This window comes from Rhodococcus sp. As11, assembly GCF_048957735.1.
Taxonomy (GTDB): Bacteria; Actinomycetota; Actinomycetes; order Mycobacteriales; family Mycobacteriaceae; genus Rhodococcus; species Rhodococcus gordoniae.
In genome coordinates this window covers 13,231-29,124 of sequence record NZ_JARDJE010000022.1, presented here as the reverse complement: position 1 = coordinate 29,124, position 15,894 = coordinate 13,231, and the positions used below count along the sequence as shown (strand labels likewise).

The following is a 15,894-nucleotide window of genomic DNA, read 5'->3' as shown; positions in this document are numbered from 1 at the left end:
GGTCTGCGGGAGAGTATTTTCGGGCTGGACCGACCTTCGAGGCGGGTCAGCGGCACACGACCGCCAGGCCTACCCCTCGCCACACCTGACGCTCGACACGGTCGAACTCGTTGTCGTCGCTGTCGTATTCGTACTCGACGACGGTCCGGTACCCCCGGTCTCGCTGAGCGGTCACCGTGCAGTCGCCGCCGACGGAACCGGACCGGTTGACGATCGTGTACGGCACATCGTTCGCGGCGAGCATCTCGACCGCGTCCTGCTCGCTCATGCCCACGACGCCGGGCGCGGGTTGTGCTGCGGCAGTGCTTGTTCCGAGAAGGAACGCGGCAGTGCCCATCGACAGGACGGCGGCGGTCGCGAGACGGGAGCGAGCGGAAGGGGTACGCATGGGATCCTCCGAAGGGGTGCTGGATCGGACATTTCGATCGTCCGCCGCGACCGGGCCCGAGCACATCCGGGCACGACCCCCATCCCCACCCTGAATTCCGGACTCGGGGTGGAGGAGGAAACCGGCAACCGCCGCGTCCGGATCGGCCTAGTCTGAGCCGGTGGAGACCGTACCGATCCAGCTTCCCGGCGGCACCACGGCGCCGGTGCGCCTCTTCGCGGGACCCGACCACGAACACGAGACACGCCGCGACGCCTCCCGCGCCGTCGTGGTCGTCGTCCCGGGCCTCGGTATCCCCGCCGGTTACTACGAGCCCTTCGCGCAGGCGATCACCGAGCACGGATTCGACGCGGCTGTCTGTGAGCTCGCCGGTCAGGGCGACAGCCGTCCGAGGCCGGGACCGGACAGCACGTACGGTTACCACGAGATCGTCGCGACGCATTTCCCCGCCGTCTTCGAGGTGGTGCGGGAACGTTTCCCCGACTCGACGCCCTACCTGCTCGGTCACTCCATGGGCGGGCAGCTCGGCGCGCTCTACGCCGCGCGCATCCGCGGACGGCTCGGCGGGCTGATCCTCGTCGCGTCGGGCAAGCCCTACTACCGGCACCACGGCGGCGTCCGCGGCCCGGGGCTGTGGCTCGGATCGACGGCGATGTCGCTGACCGCCGCGGTCGCCGGGTTCTGGCCCGGCGACCGGATCGACGTCGCCGGCTTCGGCCGGCAGTCGCGCGCCCTGATCTCCGACTGGGCACGATTGGCCCGCACCGGCCGGTTCGAACCGGCCGGCGCGGACATCGACTACGAGGAACGGATCGGGCGGCTCACGCTCCCCGTCCTGTCGATCACGATCGACGGCGACGAACTCACCCCCGTCGCGTCCGCGCAGCACCTGCTCGAGAAGCTGCCGTCCACCGAGATCACCCGATGGCACAATCCGCGGCCCCTGGGCCACAACGGCTGGATCCGCGACAACGACGACACCGTCGCGACGATCGTGGCGTGGTTACGTGACCGCTGATCCCGCGCGGGCGGCCGCGGCGAGCCGGACGTGGGCGTTCGGGGAGCCGTATCCGGTGTAGGCGCCGCGCCGTTCGAGGAGTTCGACCTGGAATCCACCCTGCACCGGGAGCGTGTAGGCGTGCAGGAATTCACCTCCGTCGTCGTTGCGGTCGTAGAGCAGGCCGTTGCTCTGCAGGGCGGCGAGCAGCCCGGGGTCGAGCGCGAACCGCGCATCGAGGTCGGCGTAGTAGTTCGCGGGTGGTCGCAGGAACTCCACACCGCGCGCACGCGCGTGGCGCACCGAGTCGACGACGTCTGCCGTGGCGAAGGCCAGCTGGGTCACGCCGTGCGGCTGTGGCGCCGCACCGGTCTCGGAGACGTTCAACGCGACCCGCAGGTCCCCCTTCTCCGCACGCAGGGCGCGGATACGCAGGCGGCCCTGCGGTTGGATGTACTCCTCGGGGTCCTCCGGGCGCAGCCCGAACAGGGTGCGGAAGAATGACAGCTCCTGGTTCAGATCGTCCGCGGCCACCGTCACGTCGACGTGGTCGAGACCGAGCCATCCCTCGTCCGCCGGGGGAGTGACTGCGGCGTCGTCGGCCACGAAGTCGTTGTGCCAGTCGTCGGTCTGCCCTGCCTCGGCACTGACGAAGACGTGCAGGCCGGAGGGGGAGGTGATGCCCGGCAGGCCCGCCTCGCCCTCCCCGCGGGTGCGGTCGACCGCGGGCCACAACAGGCTGGCGGCGCGTTCGGCCACCGCGGCGACGTCGGGCGCGACGAGCCCCAGCGCGGTCGCGGCAGGGCCCGGCGCGGGCGCTTCGTTGAGGACGACGTTCGCGCCGCCGTTGCGCCACCACACGACGGGCTTGCTGCGGTGCCGGCCGGCGATGTGGAATCCGAGTCCGGTGAGCAGTGCCGGGTAGTCGGTGCGGTCGGGGTCGGCGAGTTCGACGAACGCCGCATCGGTGCGCGCCGGCAGCGGCGGCGCGACCGTCACCTTCTCGCGTGCGGGGCCGGTGAGCCGCGCACCGAGCCGGTCCTCGAGGAACAGCAGCGACCGCATCGCGTCGCGCGCGGTCACATGCGGATCCGCTTCGCGCACCACGTCGCTGAAGACCTCGAGCGACAGCGGGCCGTCGTAGCCGGCGTCGAGCACGGCCGCGACGACCCCGGACACGTCGAGCATGCCCTGCCCCGGGAAGCAGCGGAAGTGGCGGCTCCATTCGAGGACGTTCATCTCGAGCACCGGGGCGTCGGCGACCTGCAGGAAACCGATGCGCTCGCCCGGGATTCCGGCCAGGGCGCGTCCGTCGTCGCCGCGCGCGAGCATGTGGAAGGTGTCCACGGCCAGCGTCACCGCCGGGTGGTCGGCGCGGTCGACGAGATTCCACGCCTGTCCGACCCGGTTGACGTGCCGTCCCCAGGCGAGGGCCTCGTAGGCGAAGGTGACCCCGTGCGAGGCGGCGAGCTCGCCGATGATACGCAGCTGCTCGGCGGACAGCTCCGGGTCGTCGATCGCGTTCGGGAGCGCGTTCGAGCACGCCAGGAAGGTCGTCGCGCCGAGTTCGTTCATCACCTCGAGCTTGCGGCGGACGCGGTACAGGACGTCGGGGAACCGCCGCGGGTCGACGCCCTCGATGTCGCGGATCGGCTGGAACAGATCGATCGACAGACCGAGATCGGCGCAGCGGTGGGCCACCTCGGTGGGGGACAGCGGCGACGCGATGAGGTCGTTGTCGAAGATCTCGATTCCGTCGAATCCTGCAGCGGCGATCGCGTCGAGTTTGTCGGCGAGAACACCGGAGAGCGAGACGGTGGCGATTCCGCGGCGCATCAGCTGGTCAGCTCCTCGAAGTGTCGGACCATGCGTTCGGCGTCGGGTTCGACGCCCGTGAAGTACTCGAAGGCACCCACGGCCTGGAAGACGGCCATGCCACCACCGGGCACGACGCGGCAGCCGCGGGAGCGGGCGAGGTGGATCAGTTCGGTCTCGAGTGGGAAGTACACGACGTCGGAGACCCACAGGTCCTCGCGGACGAGTTCGGCGGGAACGGAAAGCCCGGGATGACCGGTCATGCCCGTGGGGGTCGCGTTGACCAGGCCCTGCGCCGAGGCCAGGGCCCCGGCGAGGTCGGTGGTCGCGGCGACCCGGTCGTCGCCGAACCGTTTGGCGAGGCGGGTCGCGCAGGCCTGCGCCTTCTCGACGTCGACGTCGACGATGGACACGTGCGCGGAGCCCTGTTCGAGCAGCGCGTACCCGACGGCCGACCCGGCACCACCGGCCCCGACCAGCACGGCGCGGTCGGAGACGGCGTCGGGCAGGCGCCGGCGGAAGGCGCGTCCCCAACCGGACCAGTCGGTGTTGCGGCCGATCGCGCGCCCGTCTCGGAAGACCACGGTGTTGACGGCCCCGAGATCGTGGGCGTCGTCGGACAACTCGTCGAGCAGCGGGATGACGACCTGCTTGAACGGATGCGTGATGTTGAGCCCGTCGAAACCGAATCGCTGTGCCCAGTCGAGCATCTCGGCCAGGTTGTCGACACCGTAGCCGAGACGCTCGGCGTCGACGAGGCGGTAGGTCAGGTTCACACCCGAGGCGAAGCCCTCTCGTTCCTGCATGGCCGGGGTGAGCGAACCGCTGATCCCGGCGCCGAACAGGCCCAGCAGGAAGGATGTGCGTGCGGGCGCGGCGGTGGTCATCGGGAACGGTCCTTCTGTTCGGTATCGAGTGCAAGCGCGGCCAGGTGACGGATGGCGAACGCGTATCCGTCGGGGCCGCATCCGGCGATCACGGCCTTCGCGACGGGAGCGACGAACGAGCGGTGCCGGAATTCTTCGCGGGCGTGGATGTTGGTCAGGTGCACTTCCACGATCGGTGCCGCGACGATGGCCAGCGCGTCGTGCAGCGCAACCGAGGTGTGCGTGTAGGCCGCGGCGTTGACGACGAAGCCTGCCGCCGATTCGCGTAGGTCGTGGATCGAATCGATCAGGACGCCCTCGTGGTTGGTCTGCCGGAAGTCGATGTCGAAGCCCAGGTCGTCGGCGGTGCGGCGACACGATTTCTCGATGTCCGCCAGTGTCGCGGTGCCGTAGAGACGGGGGTCGCGCGTGCCGAGCAGATCGAGATTGGGCCCGTTGAGCACGGCGATGGTGGGACGTGCACTCATGATGCGGCTCCGGCGGGAACCGGCGCGGTGTTCCGGTCGTGGGGGAGCAGGCCGATCTCACGGGTGGGGACCTTGTGGGTTCCGGACGGTCCGGTGGCCACCGCGACCAGCGAGATGACGACGGCGCCGACGCAGAACAGGGCCACGCGGTACCAGTTGTCGGCGTTGCCGTCCATGAGCGAACCGGCGATGGCCGGGGTGAAACCGGCGAGGGCAAAGCCGAACTGGGTGCCGATCGCCATGCCCGACAGGCGGACGCTGGTGGGGAAGTACTCGGCGTAGGTGGCGGGCCACACCGCGTTCGGCATGCTGTAGATCACGCCGGCGAGCAGGATGCCGGTGACGAGCACGAGCGGCACGTCGCCCCGCGAGATCGACCACAGGAAGGCCGTCACCATCACGGCGCTGCCGATCAGACCGGAGACGAAGACCGGTTTGCGGCCGATGCGGTCGGACAGCACGGCCCACAGGGGGATGGTGCCCACGGCGATGATGTTGGCGACGATCGCCAGCCACAGCATCGTGGTGTCGCTGATGCCGATGCCGTACTCGTCGGCCGTGGCGAAGTTGAGGGCGAAGACCTGGAAGGCCGTGTTCACCATGGCGATGAAGGCCGCGAAGAAGACCCGCAGGACGCTGGTCCAGTGATGGCGGAAGAGCACGGCCAGCGGCGCCTTGGGTGCCTCGTCGTGCGCCTTCTCGGCGTGGAACTCGGGGGTCTCGTCGAGGCTGCGGCGGATGAGGAAGCCGATCAGCACGATCACGGCGCTGATCCAGAAGGGCACGCGCCAGCCCCACGACTGCAGCTGCTCCTCGGACAGCAGGGCGATCACGGGCAGGAACATCAGCGGTGCGAGCACCTGGCCGCCCTGCGTGCCGCTCAGCGTCCAGCTGGTGAAGAAGCCGCGCCTGTCGTCGGGGGCGTGTTCGAACGACATGGAGTTCGCGCCGGCCTGCTCGCCCGCGGCGGACAATCCCTGGAGCAGTCGCAGCACGACCAGCAGGATCGGCGCGATCATGCCGACCTGGCCGTAGGTCGGCAGGCAACCGATGAGGAATGTCGAGACACCCATCAGCAGCAGCGTGCCGACGAGGATCAGTTTGCGGCCGAAGCGGTCGCCGATGTGGCCCATCAGGACGGAACCGAAGGGGCGGGCGACGTAGGCGACGCCGAAGGTCGCGAGCGATGCGACGGTCGCGACCGCCTGGTTCCCCTCGGGGAAGAAGATCTCGGGGAAGACGAGTGCAGCGGCGGTGCCGTAGATCGCCAGGTCGTAGTACTCCAGTGCGCTGCCGCTCCAGGCGGCGAGTGCCGCCTTGCGGGGCGTGCGCTGCACGGTGGTGTTTTCGGTCATCGGGTGCCTCGGGGGGTGGGTCTTCAGTATCGGATACAGGGACGTTAGGGGTGTGGCGCAGCACACGGCAATCGTTTGCCATTTTTTGCCATACTGTCCGCATGTCGGCTGCCCCGCGTTCCCGGAAACGCGCCACCATCACCGATGTGGCCCGCGAGGCAGGGGTCGCGGCGTCCACGGTCTCCCGCGCCTTCACCGACCCGGGCCGGGTCAACGTCGTCACCCGCGATCACATCCTCGAGGTCGCCGACCGGCTCGGCTACGCCCCCAACCCCGCGGCCCGTGCCCTCGAATCGGGACGCACCAACACCCTGGCGCTGCTCGTCCCCGACATCACGAACCCCTTCTTCTCCGGCGTGATCAAGGGGGCCGAGCGCGCCGCCGTCGCCTCCGGCCGGACCCTCGTCCTCGCCGACACGCAGGAGAGCGCGGTCACCGAAGCGCACATCATCCGGCGGTTGGGGCCGGCGGTCGACGGCTTCGTCCTGGCGGCCGCGCGCATGCCCGACGACGAGCTCCGGCGCGTCGCGGAACTCGACGCCGTGACCCTGGTCAACCGCGCGATCCGCGGAATTTCCTGCGTCGTCGCCGATTACGAGACGGGAACACGTCAGATCGTCGACCATCTCGCGTCGCTCGGGCATCGCTCGCTGCTGTTCCTCGGCGGCCCGCCCGAGTCGTGGTCGGGAGCGCGACGGTGGGCCGGTCTGCAGGCGGCGGCACAAGCCCACGACATCGTGGTGCGTCGCTTCGGCCCGTACTCGCCGACGCTCGGAGGCGGTGCCGCCGCGGCCGACGCCGCCGTGGCAGCCGGCGTCACCGCGGTGGTGTGCCACAACGACATGCTCGCGATCGGGGTGCTGCGCCGGCTGCGCGAACGCGGGGTGTCCGTGCCCGGGCACGTGAGCGTGGTCGGTTTCGACAACATCTTCGGGTCCGACCTGTGTCAGCCGTCGCTCACGACGCTCGCCGAACGCACCGAGGACGCCGGGGCGCGAGCCATGGAGATGCTCGCCCGGCAGGCCTACGAGCGGGTCGCGGTGGCCGACGGACTCGTACTCCCGACCCAGCTCGTCGTCCGCGAGTCCACCGGCCCCGCGAGATGAGGGAGGTCGTGTGCGTCTTTTTCGACGAAAACGCACACGACCTCCCCGCAGGTCACCGGTTCGCGAGCTTGTCGGCCAGGAAGGTGAACGTCAGCGCCGACTTGAACGCCGCCTGGGCGTTGTCGGCCGCGCCGCCGTGACCACCTTCGATGTTCTCGTAGTACGAGACGTCGTGTCCCTGTTCCTCCAAACGCGCGACCATCTTGCGCGCGTGCCCGGGATGCACCCGGTCGTCCCGCGTCGACGTGGTGACGAGGATCGGCGGGTAGGCGGCGTCGGGATCGGTGTTCTGGTACGGCGAGTACTTCGACAGGAACTCCCACTCCGCGGGGTTGTCGGGGTCGCCGTACTCGGCCATCCACGATGCTCCGGCGAGCAGCAGGTGATAACGCTTCATGTCGAGCAGCGGCACCTGGCACACGATCGCCCCGAACAGTTCGGGATAGCGCGTGAGCATCACGCCCATGAGCAACCCGCCGTTGCTGCCGCCCTGGGTGCCGAGCTGCGCCGCTGTCGTGATCCCGCGCGCGACGAGATCCTTCGCGACCGCGGCGAAGTCCTCGAAGACCTTGTAACGGTTCTCCTTCAGTGCCTGGGTGTGCCAGGTGGGGCCGTACTCGCCACCGCCGCGGATGTTGGCGATGACGTAGGTGTAGCCCTTCTCGAGCCATGCCCGCCCCACGCCACCGCTGTAGGCCGGCACCATCGAGTTCTCGAACCCGCCGTATCCGTACAACAGTGTGGGCGAAGGGGTTCCGGTGTTGCTGCCGACCACGAAGTAGGGCACCTGTGTGCCGTCGTCGGACGTCGCGAAGTGCTGCTCGACCGTGATGCCCTCGGCGTCGAAGAACGACGGCGCCTGCTTGATCGCCTCCACCGCGCCGCCGACCGTCCCGGACAACAGGGTCGCCGGGATCGTGAATCCGCTGGAGTTGAGGAAGAAGTCGTCGCCGGTGCGCGGATCGACGTCGATGATCGAGGTCGACGTGGCGTCGGGGACGCCCGGCAGTTCCTCGTCGGCCCAGCCGTCGTCACCGGGCGTGAGCACCCGCACGCGGGTCTGCACGTCGCGCAGTGTGACGACGAGCAGGTGGTTCTTCGTCCACGCGTACTGCTCGAGCGAGGTGTGCTCGTCCGGGGCGAACAGCACCGTCATCTCGCGCGAACCGGCGAGGAATGCCGGATAGTCCGCCGCGAGCAGCGTGCCGGCGGGATATCCGAGCCAGTCGGATCGGGTACGCACGAGCAGGTGGTCGCGGTAGACGCTCACCCGCGCGTCGTCGGGAACGTCGAGCCGGACGAGTCCGCCGTCCGCGGTGAGTTCGAACCGGTGCGCCCGGTAGAAGTCGATCGCGCGGTCGACGAAGGTGCGTTCGTATCCTGGTGTGTCGTCGTACCACGCGGAGACGGCGACATCGCTGCGCTCACCCTCGAAGACCGTCTCGGCCTGCTCGATCGGCGTGCCGCGACGCCATTTCTTCGCGAGACGCGGGTAGCCCGAGTCGGTGAGCGACCCGTCGCCGAAATCGCTTCCGACGTAGACGGTGTCGGCATCGATCCACCCGATGTCGGTCTTCGCCTCGGGCAGTTCGAAACTGTCCGGGCCCGAGAGGAATCGCCGCTCGACGAGGTCGAACTCGCGGATCACGCTCGCATCGGCACCACCGCGCGACAGGCTGATGAGCGCGCGGGTCTGGTCGGGCCGCAGCACCTGGGCTCCCGACCACACCCAGTTCTCACCCTCCTCCCCGGCGACGGCGTCGAGGTCGACGAGGACGTCCCAGTCGGGTTCGTCGCGCAGATACTGCTCCATCGTCGTGCGACGCCACAGGCCGCGCACATGCTCGGCGTCCCGCCAGTAGTTGTAGAGGTACTCACCCCGCCGACGGGCGTACGGAATGCGGGCGTCGGTGTCGAGCACCTCGCGGATGCGGGATTCGAGGTCGGTGAAGCCGCCGGTGCGGGTGTACGTCTCGACCGTTCGGTCGTTCCGGGCACGCACCCAGTCGAGTTGTTTCTCGCCGGTGACGTCCTCGAGCCACAGGTACGGATCGGTCGTGTCGTCGCTCATGACCCATTCATACCCGCCCCGCACCTGCCGCGGGCGGCAGGCAGACTGTGACCTCGTGCAGATGCATCCGTCGGACGCGCGCCGAGAATGGCTCGGCGACCGAATCCCGGGCGACCTGTTCGCCCTCTACTGTTTCGACGCCCCCGCGGTTCCGGTCGCCGAGGTGCTCGCCGACCTCCGGTCACGGGTGGCGGCGATGGGGGAGCTCCAGGTGCGGATGGTCGAGGTACCCGCGGGTCTCGACTATCCCTACTGGACAGCGCACGCGCCCACCGAGGATCGGTTCGTCGTCCACGAATCCGGCAGCTACGGGCAGGTGCTCGACGTGCTGTCCGGGCTCGTCGCGACCCGCGTCGACGTCACCGTCTCACCGTGGCGCTTGCACATCTTCCAGCAGGTCGCCGATGCTCCGCGCGGAAACGGTCCCGCGCTCGTCGTCGTCCTGCAGATGTCGCACGCCTTCGCCGACGGGGTGCGCACGTCCGCGCTGGCCCGGGACCTGTTGTCGGGCATCGCCACACCCACGACCCCGCCGCGTGCCCCCTCGCCGGCCGGGATGCTCGCGCGCGCTCTCCTGCGGCTGCCTCTGTCGATCCCGCGGGTGATCGCCGACGGGCGACGGGCGGTCGAAGCGCAACGGCAACTCGCCGACCCGTCGGTTCCGCAACCCGCCCCGGGGAGGCCGCTGGTGGCCGTGAACACCGCGCCCGGACCGCGCCGGGCGGTGCGCACAGTCGTGGTCGACACCGCAGACCTGCGCCGCGTCGGCACCGTCACCGTCGGTGCGCTCACCGTGATCGGTGCCGCCCTGTCGGACTTCCTCGGTGTCGGCGAACTGTCCGCGGAAGTACCGGTCGCGGTGCCCACCGCGACCTCCCGCAACAGTTACCGCAACGTCGGAGTCGACCTGCACTGCACCATCCGCGACCCGCACGAGCGTGCCGTGGCGATCGCCGCCGACCTGGCGTCGCAGCGGATCCGCGCGCGCCACCCCGCGATGGCGGTACGCGCCCGCACCGACGATCACGTCCCGGCACCGCTGCTGCGCTTCGGCACCGACCGCCTCGACCTGTCCGTCGTCCCGCCCACCGTCACCGGCAACACCGTCGTCTCGAGTGTGGACCGCGGCCGGGCCGACCTGGAACTCGGTGGCGGCCGGGTGCGGTTCACCTCCGGCTTCCCCGGCTTGTCGCCGGTGCAGGCCCTCACGCACGGCGTGCACGGGATCGGCGAGGCGGTGACCCTCTCGGTGACGACCTCCCCGGAGGTGGTCGATGCGACCGGTCTCGCTCGGTACGTCACCCTGCTGCGCGAGGCGGTCGCCGCGCTGTAGCGTGCCCCGAATCGAACGATGGAGGGGTACATGGCGGTATATGCGGTGACGGGTGCCGCGTCGGGAATGGGCAGGGCGAGCGCGGAACGGTTACGGGCTGCCGGGCACACGGTGATCGGCATCGACCTGAAGGACACCGAGGTCACGGCGGATCTGTCCACCCCCCAGGGCCGCTCCGATGCAGTCCGCACGACGCTCGAGCTGGCGGGCGGCCGTCTCGACGGCGCCGTACTCGCCGCGGGGCTGGGTCCCACCCCGGGCAAGGAGAAGATCGTCGCGCAGGTCAACGTGCGGGGCGTGATCGACCTGCTCGTCGGCTGGCGGCCGGCGCTGGTCGCCTCCGGCAACAGCAAGGTCGTGGTGTTCGGGTCCAACTCGACGACGACGACGCCCGGCGTGCCGAACTCGGCGGTGAAGGCGTTCCTCGCCGGCGACATGGACAAGGGCGTCGCCCGCGCCACGCGCATCCCGCAGACGGGTCCGCCGTTCACCTACGCGGCGTCGAAGATCGCCGTGACCCGGTGGGCGCGCCGGGCTGCGGTAACCCCCGAGTGGGCAGGAGCGGGTATCCGCCTCAACGTCCTCGCACCGGGAGCGATCTCCACCCCACTGCTCGACGCGCAGCTCGACAGTCCCCTCGGGAAGGCGGTCGAAAGCTTCCCCGTTCCGCTCGGCGGCTTCGGGAAGCCCGAGGAGATCGCGCAGTGGGTCGAGTTCATGCTGTCCCCGGCGGCGGACTTCATGACGGGCAGCGTCGTGGTGGTCGACGGCGGCACGGAGGCCTACTTCCGCCCCGACGACTGGCCGGTGCGGGTTCCGCTCCGGTCGATCCCCCGGTACCTGCTCGCCATGCGGAGGTTCGGACGCCGGAAGTGAGGGTCCGCGCGGCGCGGACCCTCACCGGGCTCTCACGTCAGGCGAAACAGTCGCCGAATCCGTAGAACGCGTCGAACGCCCCGGTGGGCATCACGTCCACCGCGTTCACGCGGTAGGACGGGTACGAGGCCTGCATCAGGTCGCGCACGAACCGCAGGGCGTGGATCGCGTCGACGGCGTCGACGGTGATGACGAGCTGGGCGCGGCCGTTGTCGCTGCGCCCCACCGCCCCGTGGTGCGGGACGATCGGTTCGATGAGGTCGACGGTCTCGGCGTCGGTCAGGCGATCGAGGTCGGCGTCGAGTTCGATCATCGCGTTGTATTCCATGTGGGTTCTCCCGTGTCGAACACCCGAGCGGCCTCGCGCCGCGCGGGTTGATCTCGACGGGGAACACGCACGGCGACATCATGCCCGAACCGGATGACCCACGCCATCATCCGATCGGGGAACGGTCGGGCCGGCCGAACACCGCGCGCTCACGCCGTCGTTGCCGGCGGGAGAACACGGCGGCCATCAACCGCACCGCGAGAGGCAGTTCCCCGCGTACCCGTGCGGTCTCCTCCTCGGTCATCACGGCGAAGAAGCGGGTGAGGTCGAAGTCTGCCCTACCGCCGCGCTGGGCGTCCTTCTCGAACCGCTGCCACGCCTCGGACGGGACATGCCCGGTGATGAGCGGGAAGACGGACCGCTCCTCGTCCGCGATGTGCTCGTGGAGCAGGTCGCTCAGTATGCGGAAGGTACGCGCGAAACCGGCCACCGCCGCCGGTTCGGGGAGCCCGCGGGTGAACTCGCCGAGCTCGTCGAGGAGCGGGTCGAGTTCGTCGTGGTCGTCGGTGAGTTCGGTGAAGTCGACGTGGGGTCCGGCCGAGGCGGTGATCAACGGCCAGAGCGCGAGGTCCTCCACGTTGTGATGGTGGTGGAGACTCGCGACGAACAGGCCGACGTAGTCGGCGGTCGCCGCGTAGCGGGCCCTGTCGAAGCTCGACGGATCTGCGAGCATCCGGTCGGCCAGTTCGCTGAGCCGGGTGACGTCACGGAGGATCACGCGGTGCGCCAGGCGCATTCCGAGCAGCTCGTCGTCGGTGGTGAGGCGCGGGGTGAGGGATGCGGAAGTCATGCCGGTAGCGTGCGCGGCCGGACTTGGAACCCACTTGGCGCCGAGCACACGCCAGGGGTCGGTGCGCACCAAGTGGTCACCGAGAACGTCTCCGCGTGCTCGGTCCGTGAGCATCACTCCACGCTTTCCGTACCGTCCCAGCGCCGGCGGTGTCGTCGTCGCATTCGCACTCGATTGCCGCGCGGACTCCCGTTCGCCGCGGTCGGCGTGCTCATCCCGCGGGCGACCGATCGCTCTCGGCGGGATGCGGCGCCGCCGACCGCCCGGCGCGCAGACGCTCCGCTGTTCGTGTGACGAGTTCCGACGCGGCGGCCTGCCACCGGGTCGCCGCATCGGTGTCTCCCGTGACCTCCGCGGTCTCGGCGAGCGCGAGATCCACGGGACCCGCATAGAACGAGCCCGAATCCAGCCCTGCGATCCGGCCCGAGAACGGGAGGAGTTCGGTGTGCAGTGCGCGCGCTGCGTCGACCTCCCCGAGACGAGCGGCCGCACGGGCGCGGAAGGTCGTCATGGCGAGCCAGTAGTAGTCGCGCGCATACGGTCTGCTCGTCTCCCACAGCCGGCGGGCGCGGTCGTCGTCGCCCCGGTCGAGCAGTGCAAGGATCAAGGGGAACCGGATGGCGTGGGGCCGGACCGTCTCGATGGTGTCCAGTTCCTCCACGAGGGAGGAGAAGTCGTCGCGTACCACGGCGACGCCGATGCGACCGAGCGTGCCGATCCACTGTGCCACCGTCATGCCCTGGGCGTGCAGCGCCGCCGAGATCTCGTCGTAGCGGCACAATCCGTTCTCGAGGCGGCCCGCCATCGTCTCGATCAGCGCCTCGAAGATGGCGAGGACCCCGAGCATCTGTGCCAGCTGGTGGCCGGCCGCGGATCGTGTTGCCAGGGCGGCGCTCTCGTAGGCCTGTCCGAAGTCGGTCAAGGCGGTCGCGGCGAGGAACCGCTGGAAGTGCGCCACCGAGACGAATCCCTCGTCGCCCACCGCGGTCGCGATCTCGAGCAGTCGGGCGGCGTTGCCCAGCCGCTCGTGGACGAGGTCGGGGCCGAAGGCGACATAGCCGACGGCGTTGAGTGCGCGCACGAGAATTACCGGGTCGCCGCATTCCTCTGCTGCCGAGCGTGCTTCGAGCGCCGCGGCGAGGCATTCCGCGTCATCGAGTCCTTCGAGTTCGAAGACGCGGGTCACGAGGAGCAGGGCGCGGTCGCTCGCGGTGACGCCGCCTCGGGCCAGCGCGACGTCGATCGCGTCGAGTATCTCGGAGTCGGGCACGCTGTCGGTCCGGATCGTCCACACCACCGGTGCCGACCACGATACGAGAGCACGTACGAGGGCGTCACCGTCACCGAGCGAGCGGGCGATCCTCACCGCGCGCAATCGCGTCTCCCGAGCGCCGACGATGTCTCCGGTACGGGCCTGAGGGCCCACCCGGCCGACGAGAATCCCGAGCAACAGCCGGTCGTGGGGGTCGACTGCGTCCTCCCACAGCGACAGCGCGGCACTCCACAGTTCGAAGGCGTCCCGGAAGGAGTACTGCCGCTCGGCGGCACGCGCCCCCTCGACGACGTACCCCGCGCATCGTTCGGCGGTCGCGGGCGTGGCCGCACCGATCGCGTGATGCGCGAGTGCCGTGGGGTCCGGTGGGTTCCGGCGCGCCAACGCGTCCAAGGCTGCGGCGTGGATCCTCCTGCGCCGCATGGCGGGTATCGCGTCGTAGAGGGTCTCCCGTACGAGATCGTGGCCGAAGCGGAGGCGATCGGGTCCCGGTTCGGCGAGGATTCCGGTGACCACGGCGGGTTCGAGCGCATCGATCATGCTCTCCTCGTCGTCGTCACCGACCTCGCACAGGATGGACAGGTCGAAGTCGCGTCCGAGCACCGCACCGCGGCGCAGAGTGACGACGGTCCGTTCGGGGAGCCGGGAGATGCGGCGCGCGAGGATGTTCCGCACACCCTCGGGGACGTTGCCCCGCAGCGCGCCGACCCCTTCCGACGCGATCAGGCGGCAGTACTCCTCGACGAAGAGCGGGTTCCCGTCCGTCTGCCCGAGGAGGTCCGTGAGGGTGGTCTCGTCGAGTTCGGGCGCACCTAGGCGTCGCGCGATCGTGCGTGCCTCGTCGCGGCCCACGCCCCCGAGGACGATCCGGGTTCCCGGTGTCCCCGCGGTCGCGGCCCAGGTGGCGTGCAGATCGTCGGTGGTCTCGCCGGGACGGAAGGTGGCCACGACAAGGGTCGCCGACCTGCGGGCGGAGGCCGCGATGTGCCGTAGGACCTGCAGCGTGGGTTCGTCCGCGCGGTGGAGGTCGTCGAGGACGAGCACGGTTCGTCGGTCCGGCAGCGACAGCTGTCGTTCGAGTGCCCGGCTCAGTTCGAACGGCGATACGGGTGGCTCCGGAAGCCCGAGCTCGCGCAGGATCTCGGTCCACGGCCAGGCCGGCGGCGCTCCGTCGATCTCGGGGCACGATCCCCAGGCCGGGGAGCGGCCCGAATCCGCGATCCGTCGCACGAACGCCCCGGCGAGGGCGCTCTTGCCTTCGCCGGCATCGCCGGAGATCCACACCAGCTGCAGACCGTCGGTGTCGGATCGCCGGGCCGCCTGCACGAGGAGGTCGAGTTCGTTTCCACGACCGACGATCTCGTCGTCCGGTTCCGGATCGTCCCGCAGCGGAACGGTCGCCGGGGTGTCGGTGCGCGCCGGTGACAGCGACGCCCGCTGGTTCAGGATGTCGTGTTCGAGTTGTCGTAGTTCGGGCGAGGGATCGATGCCCAGCTCGTCGAGCAGGTACTCGCGGGTGCGGTGCAGGGCGGCCAGTGCCTCGGCCTGTCGGCCGCAGCGGTACCGGGCCAGTGCCAGCACACGGACGGCGAACTCGCGTCCGGGATTGTTCTGGACGTGGTGTTCGAGTCCGTCGGCCGCGAGTTCGGCGCGACCGTCGTCGAGGTGGGCGTGGGCGCGTGCCTCCAGGGCGGTGGCGTGGACCTGCGCGAGCCGGTCACTCTCGTTGCGCGCCCAGTCGGCGTCGAGGTGCTCGTGGTACGGCACTCCCTTCCACAGGTCCAGTGCCTGCGACAGCATCCCGATGCGCGAGCTGTTGTCGTCGACGGTCAGCGCCTCGGTGACGAGCCGGTCGAAATGCCACGCGTCGACGGCCCGGTGCGGCAACCGCAGTGCGTAACCGGGTGGTGCGGTGACGATCACCGACGACGGTGTGCGCGGAGCTCGCGACGGTTCGAGCAGGCGCCGCAGATTCGAGACATGGACCTGGAGCGCGGCCAGAGCCTTCGGGGGAGGACTGCCGGACCACAGATCTTCGATCAGCAGGTCGGTCGAGACGACATGACCTGCCGCGACGAGCAGTCGCGCGAGCACCGCCCGGGCCCCGGGACCACCGGTGGGCACCGTCCGGTCGCCGACCGTCACGACGGTCGGACCCAGCACGCTGATGTGCACGGGCTCGGCGGCTGTCGCGGTCGCAGTCATGAT

The 15,894-nt window shown here is 69.9% G+C and carries 13 protein-coding genes; 4 read left to right on the top strand and 9 right to left on the bottom strand.

The window, feature by feature from the left end:
- Positions 1–46: 46 nt before the first annotated feature.
- Positions 47–388 carry a PASTA domain-containing protein gene (locus PV766_RS20490; protein ID WP_064062653.1) on the bottom strand — a complete coding sequence of 114 codons (342 nt, stop codon included), beginning with the start codon at positions 386–388 and terminating at the stop codon, positions 47–49.
- Positions 389–548: 160 nt separating this feature from the next.
- Here PV766_RS20490 and PV766_RS20485 point away from each other — a divergent pair, with 160 nt between their 5' ends.
- Positions 549–1,406, top strand: a complete 858-nt coding sequence (locus tag PV766_RS20485; RefSeq protein WP_421097753.1) for an alpha/beta fold hydrolase — start codon at positions 549–551, stop codon at positions 1,404–1,406.
- Here the strand turns inward: PV766_RS20485 and PV766_RS20480 are convergent.
- The 4 genes from PV766_RS20480 to PV766_RS20465 are packed head-to-tail and all read right to left on the bottom strand — an operon-like array spanning position 1,392 to position 5,909.
- Positions 1,392–3,221, bottom strand: coding sequence for a TIM barrel protein (locus tag PV766_RS20480; protein ID WP_421097752.1), 1,830 nt, complete (start codon positions 3,219–3,221; stop codon positions 1,392–1,394). The two genes, PV766_RS20485 and PV766_RS20480, sit on opposite strands and share 15 nt — an antisense overlap.
- On the bottom strand, positions 3,221–4,087 hold the full coding sequence (locus tag PV766_RS20475) for a shikimate dehydrogenase (RefSeq protein ID WP_421097751.1): 867 nt from the start codon (positions 4,085–4,087) through the stop codon (positions 3,221–3,223). Before PV766_RS20475 ends, PV766_RS20480 begins: the two co-directional genes overlap by 1 nt.
- Positions 4,084–4,554, bottom strand: a complete 471-nt coding sequence (aroQ, locus tag PV766_RS20470) for a type II 3-dehydroquinate dehydratase (protein WP_064062649.1) — start codon at positions 4,552–4,554, stop codon at positions 4,084–4,086. The genes PV766_RS20475 and aroQ overlap by 4 nt, the downstream gene beginning before the upstream one ends.
- Positions 4,551–5,909: an MFS transporter gene (locus tag PV766_RS20465; protein ID WP_129977472.1), complete on the bottom strand. Its 1,359-nt coding sequence runs from the start codon at positions 5,907–5,909 to the stop codon at positions 4,551–4,553. Before PV766_RS20465 ends, aroQ begins: the two co-directional genes overlap by 4 nt.
- A 101-nt stretch (positions 5,910–6,010) precedes the next feature.
- Between PV766_RS20465 and PV766_RS20460 the strand changes: the two genes are divergently transcribed.
- Entirely contained in the window at positions 6,011–7,015 is a 1,005-nt protein-coding gene (locus tag PV766_RS20460; RefSeq protein WP_064062647.1) for a LacI family DNA-binding transcriptional regulator, read from the top strand.
- A gap of 52 nt (positions 7,016–7,067) precedes the next feature.
- Here PV766_RS20460 and PV766_RS20455 read toward each other — a convergent pair whose 3' ends face one another.
- Complete coding sequence (locus tag PV766_RS20455; RefSeq protein ID WP_421097750.1) at positions 7,068–9,086, bottom strand: prolyl oligopeptidase family serine peptidase; 2,019 nt, start codon at positions 9,084–9,086, stop codon at positions 7,068–7,070.
- Here PV766_RS20455 and PV766_RS20450 point away from each other — a divergent pair.
- Together PV766_RS20450 and PV766_RS20445 are read left to right on the top strand one after the other, a co-directional pair.
- On the top strand, positions 9,085–10,419 hold the full coding sequence (locus PV766_RS20450) for a wax ester/triacylglycerol synthase domain-containing protein (protein WP_129977470.1): 1,335 nt from the start codon (positions 9,085–9,087) through the stop codon (positions 10,417–10,419). The two genes, PV766_RS20455 and PV766_RS20450, sit on opposite strands and share 2 nt — an antisense overlap.
- 30 nt (positions 10,420–10,449) lie before the next feature.
- Positions 10,450–11,295, top strand: a complete 846-nt coding sequence (locus PV766_RS20445) for an SDR family oxidoreductase (protein ID WP_129977469.1) — start codon at positions 10,450–10,452, stop codon at positions 11,293–11,295.
- Between the two features lie 37 nt (positions 11,296–11,332).
- Here PV766_RS20445 and PV766_RS20440 read toward each other — a convergent pair whose 3' ends face one another.
- The 3 genes from PV766_RS20440 to PV766_RS20430 all read right to left on the bottom strand — a co-directional run bounded on the left by PV766_RS20440 (position 11,333) and on the right by PV766_RS20430 (position 15,891).
- Positions 11,333–11,623, bottom strand: a complete 291-nt coding sequence (locus tag PV766_RS20440) for a hypothetical protein (protein ID WP_421097749.1) — start codon at positions 11,621–11,623, stop codon at positions 11,333–11,335.
- 106 nt (positions 11,624–11,729) lie between these two features.
- Positions 11,730–12,413, bottom strand: coding sequence for a hemerythrin domain-containing protein (locus tag PV766_RS20435; protein ID WP_129977467.1), 684 nt, complete (start codon positions 12,411–12,413; stop codon positions 11,730–11,732).
- 211 nt (positions 12,414–12,624) lie between these two features.
- Positions 12,625–15,891, bottom strand: a complete 3,267-nt coding sequence (locus tag PV766_RS20430; protein WP_421097748.1) for a BTAD domain-containing putative transcriptional regulator — start codon at positions 15,889–15,891, stop codon at positions 12,625–12,627.
- Positions 15,892–15,894 lie beyond the last annotated feature (3 nt).

What these genes read in the sequence shown, in the direction of transcription:
- PV766_RS20490 (WP_064062653.1), bottom strand. Translation starts at nt 388, where the DNA reads ATGCGTACCCCTTCCGCTCGCTCCCGTCTCGCGACCGCCGCCGTCCTG.
- PV766_RS20480 (WP_421097752.1), bottom strand. Translation starts at nt 3,221, where the DNA reads ATGCGCCGCGGAATCGCCACCGTCTCGCTCTCCGGTGTTCTCGCCGAC.
- PV766_RS20475 (WP_421097751.1), bottom strand. Translation starts at nt 4,087, where the DNA reads ATGACCACCGCCGCGCCCGCACGCACATCCTTCCTGCTGGGCCTGTTC.
- aroQ (WP_064062649.1), bottom strand. Translation starts at nt 4,554, where the DNA reads ATGAGTGCACGTCCCACCATCGCCGTGCTCAACGGGCCCAATCTCGAT.
- PV766_RS20465 (WP_129977472.1), bottom strand. Translation starts at nt 5,909, where the DNA reads ATGACCGAAAACACCACCGTGCAGCGCACGCCCCGCAAGGCGGCACTC.
- PV766_RS20460 (WP_064062647.1), top strand. Translation starts at nt 6,011, where the DNA reads ATGTCGGCTGCCCCGCGTTCCCGGAAACGCGCCACCATCACCGATGTG.
- PV766_RS20450 (WP_129977470.1), top strand. Translation starts at nt 9,085, where the DNA reads ATGACCCATTCATACCCGCCCCGCACCTGCCGCGGGCGGCAGGCAGAC.
- PV766_RS20455 (WP_421097750.1), bottom strand. Translation starts at nt 9,086, where the DNA reads ATGAGCGACGACACGACCGATCCGTACCTGTGGCTCGAGGACGTCACC.
- PV766_RS20445 (WP_129977469.1), top strand. Translation starts at nt 10,450, where the DNA reads ATGGCGGTATATGCGGTGACGGGTGCCGCGTCGGGAATGGGCAGGGCG.
- PV766_RS20440 (WP_421097749.1), bottom strand. Translation starts at nt 11,623, where the DNA reads ATGGAATACAACGCGATGATCGAACTCGACGCCGACCTCGATCGCCTG.
- PV766_RS20435 (WP_129977467.1), bottom strand. Translation starts at nt 12,413, where the DNA reads ATGACTTCCGCATCCCTCACCCCGCGCCTCACCACCGACGACGAGCTG.
- PV766_RS20430 (WP_421097748.1), bottom strand. Translation starts at nt 15,891, where the DNA reads ATGACTGCGACCGCGACAGCCGCCGAGCCCGTGCACATCAGCGTGCTG.